Source organism: Verrucomicrobiia bacterium (genome assembly GCA_019634635.1).
Taxonomy (GTDB): Bacteria; Verrucomicrobiota; Verrucomicrobiia; order Limisphaerales; family UBA9464; genus UBA9464.
In genome coordinates this window covers 21,582-39,831 of record JAHCBB010000041.1, presented here as the reverse complement: position 1 = coordinate 39,831, position 18,250 = coordinate 21,582, and the positions used below count along the sequence as shown (strand labels likewise).

The 18,250-nt window shown below is 67.2% G+C and carries 18 protein-coding genes; 6 read left to right on the top strand and 12 right to left on the bottom strand.

Annotation, left to right across the window (positions count from 1 at the left end):
* Positions 1-55 precede the first annotated feature (55 nt).
* The 6 genes from KF791_18855 to KF791_18830 all read right to left on the bottom strand — a co-directional run bounded on the left by KF791_18855 (position 56) and on the right by KF791_18830 (position 3,989).
* Positions 56-1,396: a PhoH family protein gene (locus tag KF791_18855; GenBank protein MBX3734642.1), complete on the bottom strand. Its 1,341-nt coding sequence runs from the start codon at positions 1,394-1,396 to the stop codon at positions 56-58.
* Between the two features lie 301 nt (positions 1,397-1,697).
* On the bottom strand, positions 1,698-2,114 hold the full coding sequence (locus KF791_18850; GenBank protein ID MBX3734641.1) for a hypothetical protein: 417 nt from the start codon (positions 2,112-2,114) through the stop codon (positions 1,698-1,700).
* Positions 2,115-2,171: 57 nt separating this feature from the next.
* Positions 2,172-2,351, bottom strand: a complete 180-nt coding sequence (locus KF791_18845; protein MBX3734640.1) for a hypothetical protein — start codon at positions 2,349-2,351, stop codon at positions 2,172-2,174.
* A 2-nt stretch (positions 2,352-2,353) separates the two neighbouring features.
* Complete coding sequence (locus tag KF791_18840; protein ID MBX3734639.1) at positions 2,354-2,713, bottom strand: hypothetical protein; 360 nt, start codon at positions 2,711-2,713, stop codon at positions 2,354-2,356.
* Between the two features lie 3 nt (positions 2,714-2,716).
* Positions 2,717-3,034, bottom strand: coding sequence for a DsrE family protein (locus tag KF791_18835; GenBank protein ID MBX3734638.1), 318 nt, complete (start codon positions 3,032-3,034; stop codon positions 2,717-2,719).
* A 73-nt stretch (positions 3,035-3,107) separates the two neighbouring features.
* The gene (locus tag KF791_18830) at positions 3,108-3,989 is read right to left on the bottom strand and encodes a LysR family transcriptional regulator (GenBank protein ID MBX3734637.1); all 882 of its coding nucleotides are present in this window, start codon (positions 3,987-3,989) and stop codon (positions 3,108-3,110) included.
* A gap of 125 nt (positions 3,990-4,114) precedes the next feature.
* Here KF791_18830 and KF791_18825 point away from each other — a divergent pair, with 125 nt between their 5' ends.
* The 4 genes from KF791_18825 (at position 4,115) to KF791_18810 (ending at position 8,186) form a co-directional block, all read left to right on the top strand.
* The gene (locus KF791_18825; protein MBX3734636.1) at positions 4,115-4,972 is read left to right on the top strand and encodes an RluA family pseudouridine synthase; all 858 of its coding nucleotides are present in this window, start codon (positions 4,115-4,117) and stop codon (positions 4,970-4,972) included.
* A 675-nt stretch (positions 4,973-5,647) separates the two neighbouring features.
* Complete coding sequence (locus KF791_18820; GenBank protein MBX3734635.1) at positions 5,648-5,911, top strand: hypothetical protein; 264 nt, start codon at positions 5,648-5,650, stop codon at positions 5,909-5,911.
* Between the two features lie 31 nt (positions 5,912-5,942).
* Positions 5,943-6,188 carry a zinc ribbon domain-containing protein gene (locus KF791_18815; protein ID MBX3734634.1) on the top strand — a complete coding sequence of 82 codons (246 nt, stop codon included), beginning with the start codon at positions 5,943-5,945 and terminating at the stop codon, positions 6,186-6,188.
* 60 nt (positions 6,189-6,248) lie between these two features.
* A complete protein-coding gene (locus KF791_18810) occupies positions 6,249-8,186 on the top strand; it encodes a hypothetical protein (protein MBX3734633.1) in 1,938 nt (645 codons plus the stop codon).
* A gap of 54 nt (positions 8,187-8,240) precedes the next feature.
* Here the strand turns inward: KF791_18810 and KF791_18805 are convergent, their stop codons facing one another.
* Positions 8,241-10,973 (bottom strand): glycosyltransferase, encoded by a 2,733-nt coding sequence (locus KF791_18805; protein MBX3734632.1) that lies wholly within the window; start codon positions 10,971-10,973, stop codon positions 8,241-8,243.
* Positions 10,974-11,196: 223 nt separating this feature from the next.
* Here KF791_18805 and KF791_18800 point away from each other — a divergent pair, with 223 nt between their 5' ends.
* Positions 11,197-12,141, top strand: coding sequence for an MBL fold metallo-hydrolase (locus KF791_18800; GenBank protein ID MBX3734631.1), 945 nt, complete (start codon positions 11,197-11,199; stop codon positions 12,139-12,141).
* Here the strand turns inward: KF791_18800 and KF791_18795 are convergent.
* The 3 genes from KF791_18795 to KF791_18785 are packed head-to-tail and all read right to left on the bottom strand — an operon-like array spanning position 12,099 to position 14,722.
* Positions 12,099-12,668, bottom strand: a complete 570-nt coding sequence (locus KF791_18795) for an N-acetyltransferase (protein ID MBX3734630.1) — start codon at positions 12,666-12,668, stop codon at positions 12,099-12,101. The genes KF791_18800 and KF791_18795 overlap by 43 nt on opposite strands.
* A 23-nt stretch (positions 12,669-12,691) precedes the next feature.
* The gene (locus KF791_18790; GenBank protein ID MBX3734629.1) at positions 12,692-13,489 is read right to left on the bottom strand and encodes a thymidylate synthase; all 798 of its coding nucleotides are present in this window, start codon (positions 13,487-13,489) and stop codon (positions 12,692-12,694) included.
* Between the two features lie 33 nt (positions 13,490-13,522).
* Positions 13,523-14,722: a class I SAM-dependent methyltransferase gene (locus KF791_18785; GenBank protein ID MBX3734628.1), complete on the bottom strand. Its 1,200-nt coding sequence runs from the start codon at positions 14,720-14,722 to the stop codon at positions 13,523-13,525.
* A 97-nt stretch (positions 14,723-14,819) separates the two neighbouring features.
* Here KF791_18785 and moeB point away from each other — a divergent pair, with 97 nt between their 5' ends.
* Positions 14,820-15,971 carry a molybdopterin-synthase adenylyltransferase MoeB gene (gene moeB, locus KF791_18780; GenBank protein ID MBX3734627.1) on the top strand — a complete coding sequence of 384 codons (1,152 nt, stop codon included), beginning with the start codon at positions 14,820-14,822 and terminating at the stop codon, positions 15,969-15,971.
* 48 nt (positions 15,972-16,019) lie between these two features.
* Here moeB and KF791_18775 read toward each other — a convergent pair whose 3' ends face one another.
* Both KF791_18775 and KF791_18770 read right to left on the bottom strand, forming a co-directional pair.
* A complete protein-coding gene (locus tag KF791_18775; GenBank protein ID MBX3734626.1) occupies positions 16,020-16,919 on the bottom strand; it encodes a type II secretion system protein in 900 nt (299 codons plus the stop codon).
* A gap of 287 nt (positions 16,920-17,206) precedes the next feature.
* Entirely contained in the window at positions 17,207-17,938 is a 732-nt protein-coding gene (locus KF791_18770) for an FkbM family methyltransferase (GenBank protein MBX3734625.1), read from the bottom strand.
* Between the last annotated feature and the right edge of the window lie 312 nt (positions 17,939-18,250).

Here is an 18,250-nt window from a genome sequence, read left to right as displayed (position 1 = left end):
CAATCCGGCAGGTCCAGCCGCGGAGCCATTGCGGGTGGGGGCTTTGGCGAGAGGTCTAGAGGATGTTGGCCGCAAGTTCGGCCAGCTCGCTGCGTTCCCCGCGGGAAAGCTCGATGTGGGCGGCGATGGCATGCTCGCGGAACCGGTTGACGACATAGATGAAGCCGTTGCTCGCCGCATCCACGTAAGGGTTGTCAATCTGGTACGGATCACCAGTCAGCACGATTTTCGTGCCGTTGCCCACCCGGGTGATGATGGTTTTGACCTCGAGCGGCGTCAGGTTCTGCGCCTCGTCAATGATCATGAACTGGCCGGCAATGCTGCGTCCGCGGATGTAGCTGAGGGCCTCGACAACCAGCGTGCCGTTGCGCAGCAGGTCCGTGCCGCGGCGGCTGTCCTGGCCCATGTTGAGGTCACCCAGCATCTCGAGGGCGTCATGGATGGGCTGCATCCACGGCGACAACTTCTCCTCCAGGGTGCCGGGCAGGAACCCGATCTCGCGACCCATCGAGATGGTCGGCCGGGCCACCACCAGGCGCCGGAACTCGCGGTCATTGACCGTTCGCTTCAACCCGGCGGCCAGGGCCAGCAGGGTCTTCCCCGTGCCGGCCTTGCCCATGAGCGTCACAAGCCGGATCCGCTCGTCCAGCAAGGCGTCGAGGGCGAAGTGCTGCTCGCGATTGCGCGGCCGGATGCCCCAGACGTTTTGCACGTCGTGCAGCGGGACCAGGCGACGTCCGGTGAGGTCCACCCGGCCCAGCATGGTGCGCTTCGATTCCCCCTCCGCGACCAGGGTGCAGTACTCGTTGGGGCTTCGGACCGGTCCCGGGTCCAGGGGCAGCTCCCCGGCCGCCCGGAAGTCCGCCAGCCGTGCCGCCGGCTGGGCCATCTCGAACATGCCGGTGTACAGGTCGCGGAGGTTGACCCGGTCCGTTTCGTAATCCTCGGCGGGCAGCCCGTAGGCGTCGGCCTTCAGCCGGAGATTGATGTCCTTGGTGACCAGGATCGTCGGCGACGAGGGATCGGCCGCCCGCACCGCGAGGGCCAGAGCCAGGATGCGATGGTCCACGGAGCCGTGGTCGGACAGGGAGGCCGAGGCGGCGGCGAAGCCATTCCGGGCTGCGGCTTCCGGAACCTGAAAGCGGTCCGCGAAGACAATCCGAAGCTGTCCGCCATGGTCCAGCTGCACCCCGTCCGCCAGGGATCCCCGGCTGCGCAGCTGGTCGAGGAACCGGCTGACCGTCCGCGCGTTCTGGCCGCGCTCCGACGTCTCCCGCTTGAACTTGTCAATCTCCTCAATGACCTCGATGGGCACCAGGACGTGGTTGTCCTGAAAATTCCTCAGGGCGTCCGGATCGTGCAGCAGGACATTGGTGTCGAGGATGTAATTCTTCACCCGGGAGGCCACCGGTGTGGGACGGGCGGACTTCCGGGGGGATTTGCGCGTCGGGTGAAGGAAGGATCCGGTCGGGGCGATCAGGGATGCTTCGGGAAAAGGATCGGACACGGGATCACAGTGGGGAGACCTCTGCGGCTGACAAGGCGAATTCCCGTTTGCGCAAGGAATTCACACAACCCGTGGGGTCGTCTGTCAGAGCCGGCCCCAATTGCTGGGGTCCGGCCAATCCGACAACGGCCCGGTCGCGTCCTGCGCGGAGGAGCTGTCCCGCAGCCGCCGGTTGGATCGGTGGCGGTGGTCAGGGCTGGTCGCGACCGGAGCCGACAGGGGGCGGTGCGAGGCGGTCGAGAAAGTAGGGGGGGGAGAGTTCGCTTTCGGTGATCGGGCGCGGATAGCCGGGGCGTTCGTAGTCGAACTTGTAGCGATAGGCGACCACCGGTTTGTCCGTCGGCACCGGCACGGCCGCCTCCCACCGGTCGGTGGTTCCCTCGACCCGTTGCATGGGGAACAGCGTCTCCTCGATCATGACATAGGCGCTGACCTGGGGGTTGTTGGCACCGCGATACGAGGAATCCCACCGCACCTCAAACCGGTAGATCTCCTCCGTCACCGGCACGGCCGAGCGCGGGGTCAGATTGACCATCTGGGACGTGCAGCCGGCTGCGAGGAGCACCGCCGGCAGGAACACGAGGTTGGCAAGCTTGCGAAACGTCACGGGCTGGCAGCGTGCCCACAGGGCGAGGGTCCCGCAAGCGCCCCGCAGCTGCGGATGTCACCACGTGGCAATCGAGTCCGCAGCGAAGATGGCCTCCACCACCTGCTCGTAGTCTGCGGCGCCGCCGGACAAATCCACGACTTCGACGGTCAACGAGGGATCCTGTTGCAGGGCCTGGATCAAGTTGCCCACCCAGTCGTCGGGCGGGGCGGTCAGGAGGTGAAGCTGGCGGATCATCGTCAAAATCGCATCAGCGCGGTGGTGCCCGCCGCAAGGCGCGCAACGCCTGCGGCGTCGAGGGTCTCCCAGGGCACGGGTGCCTCCCCCAGATCGTTCAGGTGCGGGGAGCCGGACTCGACGTACACCGGACGTCCCAGTTCACGGAACACCGGAAGGTAGCGGTTGAAGTTGTCGTCATCCACGAGGTCGTCGGTGAACTCCGACAGGGCCAGCACCGCGGGACCCTGCAGATAGAGGTCGAACACGACCTTGCGCCAGGTGGCCACGCCTGCGGCGATGCGCACCGCCTCGGCCGGACGCGCACTCGATCGAGGATCGGAGGTCACCACCAGCAGCACCCTGGGCGCCTTGGTACTCATGAATCAATTGAAGCTGACAAAGCGGTCCGTGCCGGCAATGAGGTCGCTCACCACGGTGAGCCCGGCGAAGGTGGCGCGCCCGGTGACGGGCAGGTCGCGGCGGTGGGCACCATACGCGCAGGCGTAGAGCTTGAGCCCCTCCGACTGGAGCGCCTGCAGGTCGGCGCGGTCCACGCCGGGAACCGCATCGTCAATGCAGTACAGGTACACGTCGCAACCGCACCGGAGGGCCGCGCCGGCGAGGCGGACCCCGTGGTGGAATCCCGCGGCGTCGGGTCCGCAGGAGATCAGGATGCCCAGCTTGCGGCGGGGTGCGCTCATCGCGGACGCAGGTTGGGCCGGTGGATCCCGGACGTCCAGACCCGGAGTTGGCGGCGCGGCGTCCGGGGCGGGCTCACGCCGGCTCCTTGAGCATTTCAATGAAGCGCTTCATCGCCGGGGACAGCACCTTGCTGCGCCGGTGGATCACGGCGAGCGGGCGCTCCGGTATGGGCTTGGCGAACGGCACGGCGACGAGCGTCTGTTTGGCCACCTCCTGGGCCACGGTGCCCGCCGGCACCACCGCCACCCCGGCTTCGATCTCAACGGCCCGCTTCACGGTCTCGATGTTGTCGAACTCCATGACGATCTTCACCTCGATGCCCTGGTCGCGCAGCAGGCGGTCCACGGCCCGGCGCGTCGGGATGTCGTGCTCGAACCCGATGAAACGCTGTCCCTGCAACTGGGCGAGCTGCACCGATTTGAGGCGCGCAAACGGGTGTCCCGGATGGCAGATGAGCGTCATGATCTCCTGCCGGAAGGGAAGCACTTCGATGCGCGGATCCTTGACCGGGTAGGCCACCAGCCCGAGATCCACCACGTTGCCCAGCACGTCCTCGTACACCTGGTTGGCCCGGCGATACTCGATGTGGATGCTCACCGTGGGAAAGGCCTTCAGGTAGCGTTTGACGTAGGGGGGCAGATTGTGCAGGCCGATGCTGTAGATGGTGGCGACGCGGATCGAGCCGGCGACGACGTCATGGGCCTCCTGCAACTGGTTCAGGAGGCTGTCGTAGGTCTGGATGATCTGTTTGCCGCCCTCGTACAGCAGGCGGCCCTCGTGCGTCAGCCGGAAGCGCTTCTTGCTGCGTTCAATCAGCAGGCACTTCAGCTGGCGCTCCAGGGAACTGACCTGCTGGCTCACCGCACTTTGGGTGATGCCGTTGATCTGGGCCGACTTGGTGAAGCTCTCCGTCTCCGCCAGATCACAAAAAACCCGGAAACTCTGAATTTGCACGGCATGAGTGTAACTCATTTTCGCGGCCATGCATTCGGACAATTGATGGGAATTTTACACGGGGTCCCCAAAGGCCCGGGTGGGCGTTGTTGTTTTCGGGACCGCCGCTGTGGTTCGATCGTGGGGTGGCGAAGGACCCGTGGATCGAACTCCCGGACGGCCCCCGGGTGCGCATCGTGTACGAGGACCGCTCCGTGCTGGTGCTGGACAAGCCGGCGGGCTGGCTGGTGGCCCCCGAGGACTGGGAGCAGACGTCGCGCAATCTGTCCCGGGCGCTCCGGGCGGGAGTGGACGCCGGGGACTGGTGGGCGCGGTCCCGCAACCTGAGGTTCCTCCGCCCGGTCCACCGCCTGGACGCCGAAACCACCGGGCTGCTCATGCTGGTCAAGCACGAGGGCGCCATGGCCGCGTATTCCCGGCTCTTCGCGGGCCGCGCGATCGAGAAACGGTACCTCGCCGTGGTCGGGGGGACGACGCCCTCGGCCGCGTGGACCCGGGAGGATCCCCTGGGACCCGAGGCGGGTTGGCCGGGGCGGCAGCGCGTGGACTGGCGGGAGGGCAAGCCGGCGGTGACGGCGTTTCGCGTGATGGCCGCCGGGGCGACCCGCGCCCTGGTGGAAGCCTTGCCGCAAACCGGCAGGACCCATCAGATCCGCCTCCACCTTGCGGCGAGTGGCTGTCCTGTGGTCGGGGACGCGCTATACGGGCGCCCGGATCCGGAGGGGCTGGCGCTCCGCGCAGTCGGGCTCCGCTATCTGGACCCGTTTCGGAAACGGCCCGTGGTCATCGAGGCGGAAGCCGGTGCGTTTCGCCAGCGGTTCGGGTGGGGTCCGGCGGACGCATCGCCCTCTCCCGGACCGATCATCCGGGAACTCCCGTCTTCGGCACCCCACGGCGGGCCGGGGCGTGGAACAGTTCGTCGCCCTTCAGCCCGGTCAGGAGCTCGATCCCCTTCAGCAGGCGAAACAGGGCAAGCATCATGATCAGCAGGCTGGGAACCATGATCACCGGATACGAGATCCAGTTCAGGCGTCCGAGCTGGGCCACGTGCTCCGACGACCCGGGCGTCGCGGTCACGATCCATCGGGCCAGGAAGAAGTTGAGGCCGGCGCTGAAGAGGAATGCGGCCGCCAGGACCCACGACGCATTGTGCAGGAGCCGGTCGAAGCCGGCGACGTTCTCGCGTTCGACGAGGCGGCGGCCGATGCGCGCGGTGTCCAGCACCTGGTCGTTATAGATCAGCGTCTTCACCAGCGGCTGCCGGGTCCGCAATGTCAGCGGAATGGCGAGCCCCAGCACCAGCGGCACCGCGGCCTCCTTCAGGGCGAACCACAGGTTGTCCACCTTGAGCAACCCCAGACCTCCGGTCAGCAGGACACTCGTCAATCCGACCATCGCAAACACGTTCCACGTGCGTCGCCGGACCAGATCATACAGCCCATAGGCCAGCGGCACCGACAGGGCGATCACCAGGGCCCAGACCGGACCCAGCCGCCCGGGCTTGCTCAATTGGGTCAACAGCAATCCTGGCAACAGGGCATTGCAGACGAGGTTGACCCAGAGGTTTTCCCTGGGAGCGGTGGGGGTCCTGTCCGGGGAGTCAGGAGGAGGAGCGGTGCTTGCTTCGGTCGCCATGCGGATCAACGTGCATTGAACCTTTGCGAGACGACGTTCCAAGACAACCGGAATTCCGACCGGCGACCGCCCGGCTCAACTTTCGGATCCTGGCCCTCCTGTGGTTGCCGGTGTCGGCCGGGGCGTTGTTCCTGCTGTTCCAGGATACGGCCTGGCGGCATCAGGCGACCGTTCCCAAGGCCATCGCCGCCGTCCGGATCGAGCAGTGGTTGGCGCTCCTGTTGCTTGCGGTCCACGCCGGGATTGGATGGCGCGCGTGGTGCCATTCGCCCTCAGGATCCCCATGACAGGCACCCGCCCCGGGATCAGACTGGCCGCATGCCGTACTACGAGTACGAGTTGTGTGACGGGCAATGCGCCGCCTGCGGGGGACGCTTCACGCTGCGACGTCCGCTCAGCGCCAAAGCGTTGGCGGCGTGCCCGGCATGCCGGCGTCCAATCCGGAAGGTTCTGACCCCGTTCAGCACCCCGACGCTGACCCGGCCGCTGTCGGTTTCCGATGCGAAGAAGGCCGGCTTCACCGTGCTGAAACGCGTGGGCCGCGGGGAGTATGAGCGCCAGTGATGACGACTGCCGCGAATCCTGCTTTTCAAACCGCGGATCGCGATCCACGTTGGGAGGGTCATGCCTGAGATGGAAGCCATCGAGCGCGCGATCGCCGGAACGGCCCGGCGGTTGCGGTGGATGCGGGGCTGGCAGGGATTGTGGAAGGGCGCGGTCGCCGGTGCCGCGGTGTACCTCGCCGCACTGGCAGCCTACAAGCTGCTGCCGCTTCCCGCGGTGGTCGTTCCCTGGGCGGCGATTCTCGCGATCCTGTCGGTGATCGCCGCGTTCATCGTCGGGTTCTGGCGGAAGACTTCGCGCATCGAGGCGGCGCGGTGGCTGGATGAGCGGGAGCATTTGCAGCAGCGTCTGGCGACCGCGCTGGAGGTGTCGCGGGATGAAGCCCGGGGGCGGGGTGCCTGGGGCCACCTCGTTGTGTCGGATGCTGCGGCCATCGCCGGGCGGATCCAGCCTCAAACGCTGCTGCCGTTGCAGCTTCCCCGGCTGGCCCGAGTGCTGGTGGCGATGCTGGCCGTCACCGTGGCGTTGGGATTCCTGCCCGAGTTCAGGACGCGCGCCCACGTGCAGCAGCAGGCGGATGCCGAAGTGATTCGCGAAGTGGGCCGCCAGCTCGATGCGCTGACCCGCAAGACCTTGGAGCAACGCCCGCCGGCCATGGAGCCGGTGCGTCGCCGTCTGGAGGAAGTCCAGGAACTGGGGCAGCGCCTGTCCGAGGCCAAGCTGAGCCGCGACGAGGCGTTGAAGGATCTCGCCAGCACGACGGACCGGCTGCGGGAACAGGCGGCGGACCTTGCCCGCAACCCCGCGTTGAAGCGCATGGAGAAGGCGGCCCGGTCGCCGTCCGGACGCAGCCCCTCCGGCCAGTCCTCAATCCAAAAGCAACTCGATGCGCTCCAGAAGCAGCTCGGGGAGCGTCCGCCCCCCCCCGAGGCGGCCGACGAATTGCAGCGGGGTCTGGATCAACTGAAGGAGGCGGCCAAAGGGCTGGCGGACAACGCCTCGGGGAATCCGGAGGCGGTGCAACAGCAACTGGCGGCCATGGCCAGCGATCTGGCGCGGAAGGCGGAGGCGCTTGGCCTGCCGCTGCCCAGCCTTGATGAGGCGGTGGCGGCGCTGCAATCCTCACAGATTGATCAATTCCTCCGGGACCTGCAGACGGCCGAAAATGATCTCGAAAAGCTGGCGGACCTGGCGCAGCAAATCGCGCAATTGCAGCAACAGGCCCAGCAGATGGGGCGTGATCTGGCGGAGCAGCTCCAGAACGGCCAGGCGGAGGCGGCGGTGGAGAGTCTTCGTCGCCTGCAGGCTCTACTGCAGCAGCCCGGCCTCTCGGAGGCCCAGCGCCGGGAGCTGCAGGAGGAGATCAGCCGCGCCGTCAAGCCCGCAGGGCAATACGGGGAGGTCGGCCGGCACCTGGAGCGCGCCTTGCAAAACGCCCGGGCGGGGGACTCGACCCAGGCCCGGGAATCGCTGGCGCAGGCCCAGCGGGAGCTGGAGGACCTGATGAAACAGATGGGCGACCTGGAAGGCATGATGGCCTCGCTGGCCAACCTCCAGAAGGCCCAGGCGTGTGTGGGAAACTGCCAGGGGTGGGGAATCAAGCGGGGACTCGGCGTGGGCTTGGGGAAGGGCAAGGGAGGCAAGGGGGTCGGGACGTGGTCGGACAGCGACGCCTGGTCCATGCCCGATCAGATTGACGATCTTTGGGACAATTCGGGAATCAACCGTCCGGACCAGGCCGGCCGGGGCCAGACGGAACGTGAGGCGTCCGTGGACGGTGCCCTGGCGCCCACGAAGGTACGTGGGCAGATGCAGCCGGGGGGTCCGATGCCCAACATCACCCTCAAAGGGCTCAGCATCCGTGGTGAGAGCCGGGTGGCCTACACCGAGGCGGTGACGTCCGCCCAAAGTGAAGCGCAGGCGGCCCTGAACCAGGAGCAGGTTCCCAAGGCTTATCGCCGGTCCGTGCGGGATTACTTCGACGACCTGGATCCCTAGTCGGCAAGGCGCCAAGGGTCGCGCCGCGAGCGCGCCGTCCGGACCCGCCGCCCATCACCCGGATGACGTTCCGCGCGGCGACGCATCCCGCGGGGTGTCCAGCCGGCTGGAATCCACCTGCACCAGCTGGCATTCCTTTGCCAGTTCAATCAGGAAATTGGCGGTGACCCGCGTCAGATTCCGACGCTCCTGGTCCAGCCACCAGGCCAGCAGCGGCAGGGCGAGGAGCAACAGCCACGACCCGGATCCGGTGAGCGTGCCGATCAGCACGAGGGTGAAACCGGCCACCGACCAGAACAGCGCGCGGGCCAGAAAACTCCAGCGGGCCTTCAACCGGCAGCGGATCATCTCCCGGCGCCCGGGAAACCACTCGCCCGCCGTTGTCAGTTGCAGGCAGGCCCAACGGGAACCGTAAATCTCCACGTCGTAGGGACTCCAGCCGGCGTCCGGCTTGTTGGGCCACTTCCGCTGATCCAGCCGCTCGAGGACGCGTCCGAGGAACACCATGCGATCCATGCCCGACTCGCTCCAGAACAGCAGCCGGTCGAGGTCGTCGCCCTGATCGCCAAGGATCAGCGAGTTCAAGTTCTCCTGGTCGCCGAGTGCGCGTTGCTGTCCGCGCAGATGCCCCTGGTGGCGCGCCCACCCCCGGACGATGGGCTGGAGAAAAAACAGCAGCGCCACCAGCGGACGCGACCACCAACGCCGGTGGCCTGGCGGCAGCTCGGCCTGGCCCGCGGCGATGCCGCACATGGCCAGGGAGAAGCACAGGCTGGCGAGGCCGACCGAGGCGAGGTGGGGCACCACCGACCCGAGCACCAGGAGCGGCAGCGTGACCAGCACATGGTATTCCAGGCTGGTCGGCACCACCAGAATCAGGCTGGGCGGCGTGGCGTAGATGCTCTGGAAGAACGCACTGCCGAACAGTCCGTGATAGATGATCGGCGCGCGGGTCTCGACTCCGAACTTGGCCGGCGAATAGATGCGGCCGTGCCAGATCGAACCGCCGAAGCGGTTGAAGTTTTCCGGATGCCGCCGTTCCAGCAGGGCCTCGGCGGCACCGTATCCGGACTGCTGGCGGAGGTAGGCGCCGACGGTGTTGCGCCGGTAGTGCCAAACAAAGCCGGCTGCGCTGAAGCCGATCCGGTAGTTCCGCTGCTGCAGCCGCCAGCAGATGTCCACGTCGTCCCCGGCGGTCCGGTAGATCGGGTCGAAGCCGCCGACGCTCTCCAAGGCCCACTTGTAGAAGGCCATGTTGCAGCCTGGAATGTGTTCCGCGATGCGGTCGGTGAGCATCACATGCGCAGGGCCGCCTGGGGAGACCATCACGCATGCGGCGGTCGGGGCGTCGTCGGGCGGGAGGAAATTGTGTCCCCCGATACCGACGAAGCGCGAGTTCAGCAGGTCACCCACCAGGTGCCGGAGCCAGTCCTCGTCGGGTCGGCAGTCCGAATCGGTGAAGGCGACGATCTCCCCGGTCGCCGCGGCAATCCCGGTGTTTCGGGCCACCCCCAGGCCCTGGTTCATGGCATGACGGAAGTAGCGCACGGCGGGGAATTCCGACGCGACGGCCGGGGTGCTGTCCGTGGACCCGTCGTCCACAAGCAGCACTTCGTAGTCCGGGTAATTGAGCGCTTCGAGCGACTGGAGACAGGACCGCAGCGTGGCGTCGCCATTGTAGCTGGCCACCACCACCGACACCCGGGGGGTGTGCGGCAGCGGGTATCGCGGTGCCGCGACAAACTGGCGGCGCACCGTCTCGAACGCCGGCTTGGGGCGCCGGTCCCGGGTCACCAGGCCAAAGGCCCAGTCGTCAACGGCGCGTCCGTCCTTGAACCAGTCATCGGTGAAGGCAAAGCAGATCACCCCCGCGCATCCTGCCCGGAATGCCGACTCGATCTGCCAGCCCAGGGTTTCGGCCTGCTGGGCCTCCGTCTCGCGCAGCGAATCCAGCCCGAATTCCCCGAGCACCAGCGGACGGGTGTCGGCCAGCATCTGCAGCCGGGCCAGGTAGTTCTCGAACGGGCGGGGTTGGTGCAGGTAGAGGTTCCAGCAGCAGAAATCCAGACGCCTCGGCCGCAGGAATTCCGTCGGCGGGAAATTGCCGAAGGTGCAGAGCAGCTCCGGGTCCTCCGCCTTGGCCACCGCGATCAGCTCGTCAATGAACCCGGCCACGGCGGCGGCGCCGCTCCATCGGACAATGTCGGCGGGGATTTCGTTGACCACGGAGAGCGCAAAGACCGCCGGGTGCCGGGCACAGCGCCGGGCGGCCTCGCGCACGGCTTCGCGTGCTTCCGCCGCAAGGTCCGGCGCGTCCAGGAAACACAGGTGCTTGTTCCATGGAACGTCCACCAGCACCCGGAGCCCGTGCCCGGCGGCAAGATCGAGGAACCACCGGGGGGGCACATGATAGACCCTCAGCAGGTTGGCCCCGAGCTCGCAGACCTGGGTGAGGTCCCGCCGTGCGTCGTCGGGATCCGGAAACGGCTCCCCCGCCGTGTTGGGCGCGAACGGACCGTAGGTCACCCCTTTCGGATGAAACTTGCGTGTTCCCTGCCGGAAGAACTTGCCGTCCACGCGCACCCGGGGGGTGTCGGTGGCGGGCGGAATCCCGACGGGTTCGGCATGCGGCATCACGATGCGGCCGCCGCGCAGACGGTGGCGGACCGCAGACGAATGAAACGGATCGTGAGCCTCTGCGGGAACAGAAATCCGCGGGAGGATGCCCGGTGTTTCCGGCTCCGGAGCCGGCGGCACCAACAGGCGTGGAGGCGGGCCACTGTTCACGGTGGGATAAGCTCCGGGTCGCGGCCTCGTGCCGCTGTCCGGCGGATCCGGACGGCCGCCGCGGGTCGGGTCGCGGGCCGCCGCCCCTTGGGGCATCGGACCGCGGGTGAGACTGGAGCGTTCGTTGATTATTCACGATCCGCAGGACCGAGCGGGCCGCCGGGCCAATCCGGATTCCGTGACTGGCGGCGACGGCACCGGGCGTCCATGCTCCCCACCCGACATGTGTCCCCTTCCGCATCGGCCCCAGCCGGTGGATGCCCGCAGCACGCGCCGGCGTGTGCCCCGCTCCTTCAAGGAGCTGACGCCGAGCAACCACTTCAATCCGCGAACATTCTTCCGCGAAATGGTGTGGAAGGCCCTGGTCACGCCGCGGAGCGGCTCGTTCAAGATCCCGAGGTTTCCCGTCCTCGGCAGCCGTGAACTGGCGCTCACGTGGATTGGGCACGCGTCGTTCCTGGTCCAGTTCCCGGATCTCAACCTCATCATTGACCCGAACTTTGCCAACTGGCTGTTCCTGCTGAAGCGGCTCAAGCGCCCCGGCATCCGCGCCGCGGACCTTCCCCCGATTGACGTCGTGCTCCTGACGCACGCGCACTTCGATCACTTCCACCGGCCGTCGCTGCGCCGTCTCCCGCCCTCTCCGAAGATCGCGATCCTGCCGTGGGGATGCGGGTCCCTCGCGAGACGGCTCGGATTCGACCGCATCGTCGAACTGCATTGGTGGGAGAGTTTTGGCAGCGGCGACTGGAAGGTGACCCTGGTGCCCGCAAAACACTGGGGTGCCCGCACGCTCCGCGATGCGCACCGGGGGTGGGGCGGCTTTGTGATCGAGCACCACGGGCGCCGGGTGTACCACGCCGGGGACTCCGCCTACTTCGAGGGCTTCCGCGAGATTGGCGAGCGGATGCGACCGGAGCTCGCATTGCTGCCGATCGGCGCCTATTTTCCCGACTCCTTCCGCAGCGTGCACATGGGACCGGACGAGGCGCTGGCCGCGTTCCGGGACCTGCAGGCCCAGTGGCTCATCCCGATGCATTTCGGCACCTTCAAACTCAGCTTCGAGGCGATGGAAGAGCCGGAGCGCTGGTTGCGACAGCTCGCCGGGGAGCAGCGGCTGGTGCGTCAGCTTCGCGTGCTGGAGGAGGGCGTGCCCGAAAAGTTTTGATCGGCATCCCTGCCGGTGATCCGACGTTCCAGGAGGATCACGTCCAGCCAGCGCCCGAATTTGTAGCCCACCTCCCGGAGATGTCCGGACGGCACAAAGCCGAAGCGCGCGTGCAGCCGGAGGCTCGGTTCGTTCGCGGCGTCCACCAGCGCCAGCAGGACGTGCATTCCGCGCGCCGCCGCCGCCGCGATCAACGGGGCCATCAGGAGCGTGCCCACCCCGCGTCCGCGATCGCCGGCAGCCACGTAAATGGAGGTCTCCGCCGTGAACCGGTACCCTGCCCGATCCTGCCACCGGCTCAGCGAACTCCACCCGGAAATCCGTGGCGGGCCGCCGGACACCGCCTCCTCCGCGACCAGAACCGGCAGCCGGGCCCGTTCATGGGCCTCCAGCCACCACTCCTGTTGTTCGGGGGTCCGGGGCGTCTCGTCGTAAGTGGCGGTGGTGGTCCGCACGGCGTCGTTGTAGATCGCGAGGATGCCCGGGCCGTCGGTGCGCGTGGCCGGGCGGATTCGGGGTGCCGACATGATGGGGAACGGAAATCCGGTGCCTACACAGCCACCGGTGCGGCGATCGCGGGATGCGGGTCGTATCCCGAGAGCTGGAAGTCTTCGAATTCAAACTCGCGAAGCTCCCGCCGTTGCGGGTTCAGCGTGAGCCGTGGCAGCGGGCGCGGCTCACGCGCCAGTTGGGTGCGCACCTGGTCCACGTGGTTCGCATAGATGTGGGCGTCGCCCAGCGTGTGAATGAAGTCGCCCGGCTGCAGGTCGCAGACCTGGGCGACCATGTGGGTGAGCGCCGCGTAGCTGGCGATGTTGAACGGCACCCCGAGAAACAGGTCGGCACTGCGCTGGTACAGCTGGCAGCTCAGGGTGCCGTCGGCGACATAGAACTGGAACAACGCATGGCAGGGTGGCAGGGCCATCTGCTGCAGTTCCCCGGGATTCCATGCGGTCACCATGAGCCGTCGGGAATCCGGGGTGGTGCGGATCTGGCGCACGACCTCGTCCAACTGATTCAGCGAACGCCCGTCCGGCGACCGCCAGTCGGTCCATTGCGCCCCATACACCCTCCCCAGGTCGCCGGTCACGGGGTCGGCCCATTCATTCCAGATCGTCACCCCCCGCTCCTGAAGCCAGCGCACATTGGTGTCCCCGCGGAGGAACCAGAGGAGCTCGTACAGGATGCTCTTGAGGTGCACCTTCTTGGTCGTCACCAGCGGGAATCCCTCGCTGAGACGATACCGGCACTGGGCGCCAAAGAGGGAATACGTGCCCGTGCCGGTCCGGTCCGGCTTGAACCGGCCCTGCTCCAGCACCTCGCGGAGGAGTTGCAGATACGCACGCATCGGCCCGCGAGGGTACAAGCCGCGTCGAGGGCATCAATCCCGTTGCCCGGCCGGTTCGAGGCGGAGGTAGATCGCCTTGAGATAGGCGGCCTCGGGGAAGGTCGCCGGGTGGTCCGGGGGATGCCCGGTCGTTGCCTGCTCCGCGAAGGGGCGTCCGGACCGGACAACCCCGGCCCGGACGACTCCGAAGAATTCCGGGGCGCTGACGTGAGCGCTGCAGGAAGCGGCGACCAGCCGGCCGCCCGGACGGAGCCGTCGGAGGGCGCCCCGGACCAGATGCCCGTAGGCATCAAGGGCGTCGGTCCGTTCCGCCTCCCGTCGCGCCAGGGAGGGTGGATCCACGACAACGACGTCGAATTCAGGCGGTGACCGTCGCGCCAGCCATTCGAAGGCGTCAGCCTGGACGGCTTCATGGCGCACCTCGCGGACACCCGGGAGGTGGCGGTTGGCTTCGAGGTTCCGTCGTGCTTCGGCCAGGGCAGGCGCCGAGATGTCGAGATCCGTAACGGTCCGCGCCCCGCCGCGTGCCGCGTGCACGCTGAATCCACCGGTGTGGCTGAACAGGTTGAGCACCCGGGCGCCGGAGGTGAACGATCCGACCCGGTGACGATTCTCGCGCTGATCGAGGAAGAAGCCGGTCTTCTGTCCGCGCAGCACCCCGGCCTCGAAGATCAGGCCACGTTCGAGAAACGGCACCTGTGCCGGTCCCGCAGCCGGTCCGGCCTCGTGCCCCTCGGGAAATCCGGCGGCCGCGGCGGCATCCCGGACATTGCGGCTAAACCGGACCACGATGCGATCGGGCGCCAGCGTTGCGGACAGCAATGCCGTCAAGCCGGGGATTCGCCGCAGCCACGCCGCCGTGTAAAGCTTCATCACGAGGGTGGTTCCGTACCGGTCGAGCACGAGCCCGGGCCAGCCGTCGTTCTCCCCATGAATCCACCGATGGCCCGTGGTGTCAGGGCCGAACAGGGCGGCGCGGCGCTCCACCGCGGCCATCAGGCGCCGGCGCCACCACGCTTCATCGAGGGGTTCCGGCGCGCCGGCGTGGAGGATTCGCAGCCGGATGGGCGAAGTGGCATCGTAGAGTCCAATCGCCAGAAAACGGTCCCGCCGGTCAAAGATCACCCCGAGATCCCCGGTAACCCCTTCGCGATGAAGGCTCCGGACCGAGTCGGCAAACACCCAGGGATGTCCGGACCGCACCGCCCGTTCCGCCGCGGGAGCGATCCGCAGCCGCAGCGGCGGGGAGGCATCCGCGAGACCGGACTCCTGCGCACGGAAACTTCCCTTGCCCCCTCCGCCGCCCCTCCTAACCTCGGCCCGCTCTGGTATGGTTGAACTCACCAACGAGGAAATCCGCCGTTATTCGCGTCACCTGATCCTGCCCGAGGTCGGCCTCGCCGGACAGCGCAAGATCCGCAACACCTCGGTCCTGTGCGTCGGCGCGGGCGGACTGGGGTCGCCGATCGCCATGTACCTGGCCGCGGCGGGCATCGGAAAACTCGGCATCGTGGATTTCGACACCGTGGACGTGTCCAACCTGCAACGCCAGATCCTCCACACCGATGCCGATGTTGGCACGCCGAAGGCGGATTCCGCGCGGACGGCGATCGCCGCGATCAACCCGAATGTGGAGGTGGTCCTTCACAAGGTGCGCATCTCCTCGGAGAACGCGCTCGATCTCATCCGGCCCTACGACATCGTGGTGGACGGGACCGACAACTTTCCCACGCGGTATCTGACCAACGACGCGTGCGTGCTGCTGGGCAAGCCCAACGTGTACGGCTCGATCTTCCGGTTCGAGGGGCAGGCCAGCGTCTTTGCGCCGCGCCTCGGCGGGCCGTGCTACCGGTGCCTGTATCCGGAGCCGCCGCCGCCCGGGATGGTCCCGAGCTGCGCCGAGGGTGGCGTGCTGGGCGTGCTGCCGGGCATTGTCGGCTGCATCCAGGCGACCGAGATCCTCAAGCTCGCGCTGGGCAGGGGCAGTCCACTGATCGGACGCCTGCTCCTGTTCAACGCCCTCGACATGAAGTTCCGCGAATTGAAGCTGCGGCGGGATCCGCAGTGCCCGCTGTGCGGCGACGCTCCCTCCATCCGGGAACTCGTGGATTACGACCAGTTTTGCGGGGTGGTGCCCGAGCCGGCCGTGTCCGGGGTGCATCCCGACGAGGTGACGGTGCAGGACATGCAGCGCGCCCTGCAGGATCCCGCGCTGGGGATCCGGGTGATTGACGTCCGGGAACCCGATGAGCAGCTGATTGCCCGCGTGGACGGCGTGCCCCTGGTCCCGCTCAGCCTGCTGGGACAGCGCTTCACCGAACTCGACCCCAACGCGCAGATCTATCTGCACTGCAAGTCCGGCAAACGCTCCATGAAGGCCCTCGAATTCCTGCGGCAACAGGGCTTCAAGTACGTCAAATCGGTCCGGGGCGGGATTGAGGCCTGGTCGGACCAGATTGATCCTGCCGTTCCGAAGTACTGAGCTTTCCTGCGGAGCTTCCCGGATCCGGCGGGAGCGGCCCGCGTTGGCCTAGCGCCGTGAGGGGTCCCCGAGACCGTTCCAGAGTCCGTTGTGACCGCCGGGGGACGTGCTGGTCCTGCCATCCAGCACGTCGGGCAGGAGGGTTCCCGCGTGGCCGTCGGCGAACACCAGGGTGACGCGGCCCAGATTTCTGGCTGCCGGGGTCGCCCGGTGGGCATCCGAGCCGTCATGGCCCCCTTCGTAGTAGGCGTTGCCGCTGCCGGGCTCGGTGCCGGAACGCCGGCTGCCCCGCGAACCGAGTTCCATCGAACCCAGGGGCGGATCCAGCACATAATCCCCCGAGCCGCCCTTCCCATACGGGTTTTCGGGATTGCCCCCGCGGGCTCCCTTGGTGTCCCCAAGGGCCACCGTTTCGGACGCCGCCTGCAGCGACGACAGCCGGGCATGAAACGGGGGAATGCCCTCCGGTTGCCGGTTGTTGCCCAGGTATTGGTAGTTGTAGCCGTAACCCCCGTAGTACACGGAACGCTCCGTCTCGACCGGGCCGGGGTCCACCGTGTGCGCAAACGCCTTGACCAACAGCTTGCGCTCCTGCGGCGTGAGGTTCGGACTCAGATACACCGACGGCGTCTGCATGTAGGGGAACACGGAGTCCGCCCAGCGCGTCCGGGGCCTCCCCAAGGCGGTGGTCTCCGCCGGAAGGGACGAATGACCCGGCAGCAGATCCGACTGGTCCATCGCGTAGAAATGAAGTCCGAGACCGAGCTGGCGCAGGTTGTTGAGGCTGGCCGTGGTCCGCGCCTGAAACTTCGCCTTGCCCAGCGCCGGAAGGAGCATCGAGGCGAGAATCGCGATGATCGAAATCACCACCAGCAACTCAATGAGGGTGAATCCCGTCACGCCCCCGGGAGGGCGGGTGCGATTGGTTCCCGCAGCTCGCAATTTCATCCGGACCACTATGCGGCGATCCCTCCGGCCGGGCATGCGGTCCCTTGCCAATCGTTGTCGGAGAATTGACGCCCCGGAAACGGTGCGTGGTGCGGTCGCGCCGTCCATACCGTGTCCGCGACCGACCCCGCGACCTCCGATCCGGCGGCCGACAAGTTCCATGGGACCGGACGGTCCTGCGGCCTTCTCCGGGTATCCAGGGCCTCCCCGGGGGGGCCCGGAGGCGTCGCCCGCACCCCTGATTTTCCGGTTGCGGTTCGGACCGCGCGCCGGGGTGCGGATGCCGGCTATTTCTCCGGCCGGAAAAATACGCAGTCCACCTGATACATCCGGCCGGTGCGGGCGTCGGCATAGCCCGGTTCAATGGCGGCGAGGGAATAGCCAAGTTTGGAAAGATGGCCTGTGAAGTCACACAGCGCGGTCTCGCCTTCATAGAGGGGCACCAGCGACACCTCGGCCTGAAGCGCCACAATTCGATCCAGACATCCCAACGCGCCCTCGACGACCATCCGCTCATACCCCTGCGTGTCCATTTTGAGGAAGATCCGTCGCGCAGCGCCCGCAACCTCATCAATGATCTCGTCGAGGCGCTCGACAACAATCTGCTCGACGGCCACGACCGCCGATTCCGGCACCGCCTCGAGGTGGGTCGAAAGCATCGGGAGGAGCGAGCTCGACTCGAGGTTCTGAGATACCTTGATCTCCTGCTTCCGACTCACATCACCCAGTGCGCTGTTGCGTGCAATCCACTGGGGGTCCCCCTCGCAGGCTTTCCTGAGCTGCTTGTAGGCCTTTGTGACCGGCTCGAAGGAGACGATTTTTCCTGCATAGCCAATCTCCCGCAACTGGGATGCGTACTGCCCTACGTTGGCACCGACATCCAGCACCAGATCAACGCCCACGGCATCCAGAAACCGCCGCCGCCTGGCCAGGGTGTGGAACGCCGGGCTGTAGCTGACGATATCATACCCGCGCCGGCGGAACACACGCCGGATCGTCGTTTTACTGATCAAGGACATACCAGGACTTTTCAGAAGAATTCGCTTTGGATCTCGATCTCAGGGGAGGCTGGGTTTTGAACTCCCACACCGGCTCCATGGAAACCACCCGGGTTGGGCGATGTCAACGGCGGTTTCCACGGGGCGGTCATCCGGATCGCGGACATCGAGGTGGATGCCCGCCCTTGTCCGGGGGCCCCAGGCCGCGGCTCCCGAATCATCCGCCTCGCGTGCCGGACGACCGCTCATCGCAGTCCACGCCGCCGGCGACTCCGGTGGGGAGGGGGTGAACCCGGGGGTGGACGTTCGGGCCGCGGAAACGGAGTTCCGGCC

Coding starts and splice junctions, on each gene's coding strand:
- KF791_18770 (MBX3734625.1), bottom strand. CDS start 17,938: ATGTCCTTGATCAGTAAAACGACGATCCGGCGTGTGTTCCGCCGGCGC.
- KF791_18790 (MBX3734629.1), bottom strand. CDS start 13,489: ATGCGTGCGTATCTGCAACTCCTCCGCGAGGTGCTGGAGCAGGGCCGG.
- KF791_18815 (MBX3734634.1), top strand. CDS start 5,943: ATGCCGTACTACGAGTACGAGTTGTGTGACGGGCAATGCGCCGCCTGC.
- KF791_18835 (MBX3734638.1), bottom strand. CDS start 3,034: ATGAGCGCACCCCGCCGCAAGCTGGGCATCCTGATCTCCTGCGGACCC.
- KF791_18810 (MBX3734633.1), top strand. CDS start 6,249: ATGCCTGAGATGGAAGCCATCGAGCGCGCGATCGCCGGAACGGCCCGG.
- KF791_18775 (MBX3734626.1), bottom strand. CDS start 16,919: ATGAAATTGCGAGCTGCGGGAACCAATCGCACCCGCCCTCCCGGGGGC.
- KF791_18840 (MBX3734639.1), bottom strand. CDS start 2,713: ATGAGTACCAAGGCGCCCAGGGTGCTGCTGGTGGTGACCTCCGATCCT.
- KF791_18845 (MBX3734640.1), bottom strand. CDS start 2,351: ATGATCCGCCAGCTTCACCTCCTGACCGCCCCGCCCGACGACTGGGTG.
- moeB (MBX3734627.1), top strand. CDS start 14,820: ATGGTTGAACTCACCAACGAGGAAATCCGCCGTTATTCGCGTCACCTG.
- KF791_18795 (MBX3734630.1), bottom strand. CDS start 12,668: ATGTCGGCACCCCGAATCCGCCCGGCCACGCGCACCGACGGCCCGGGC.
- KF791_18800 (MBX3734631.1), top strand. CDS start 11,197: ATGTGTCCCCTTCCGCATCGGCCCCAGCCGGTGGATGCCCGCAGCACG.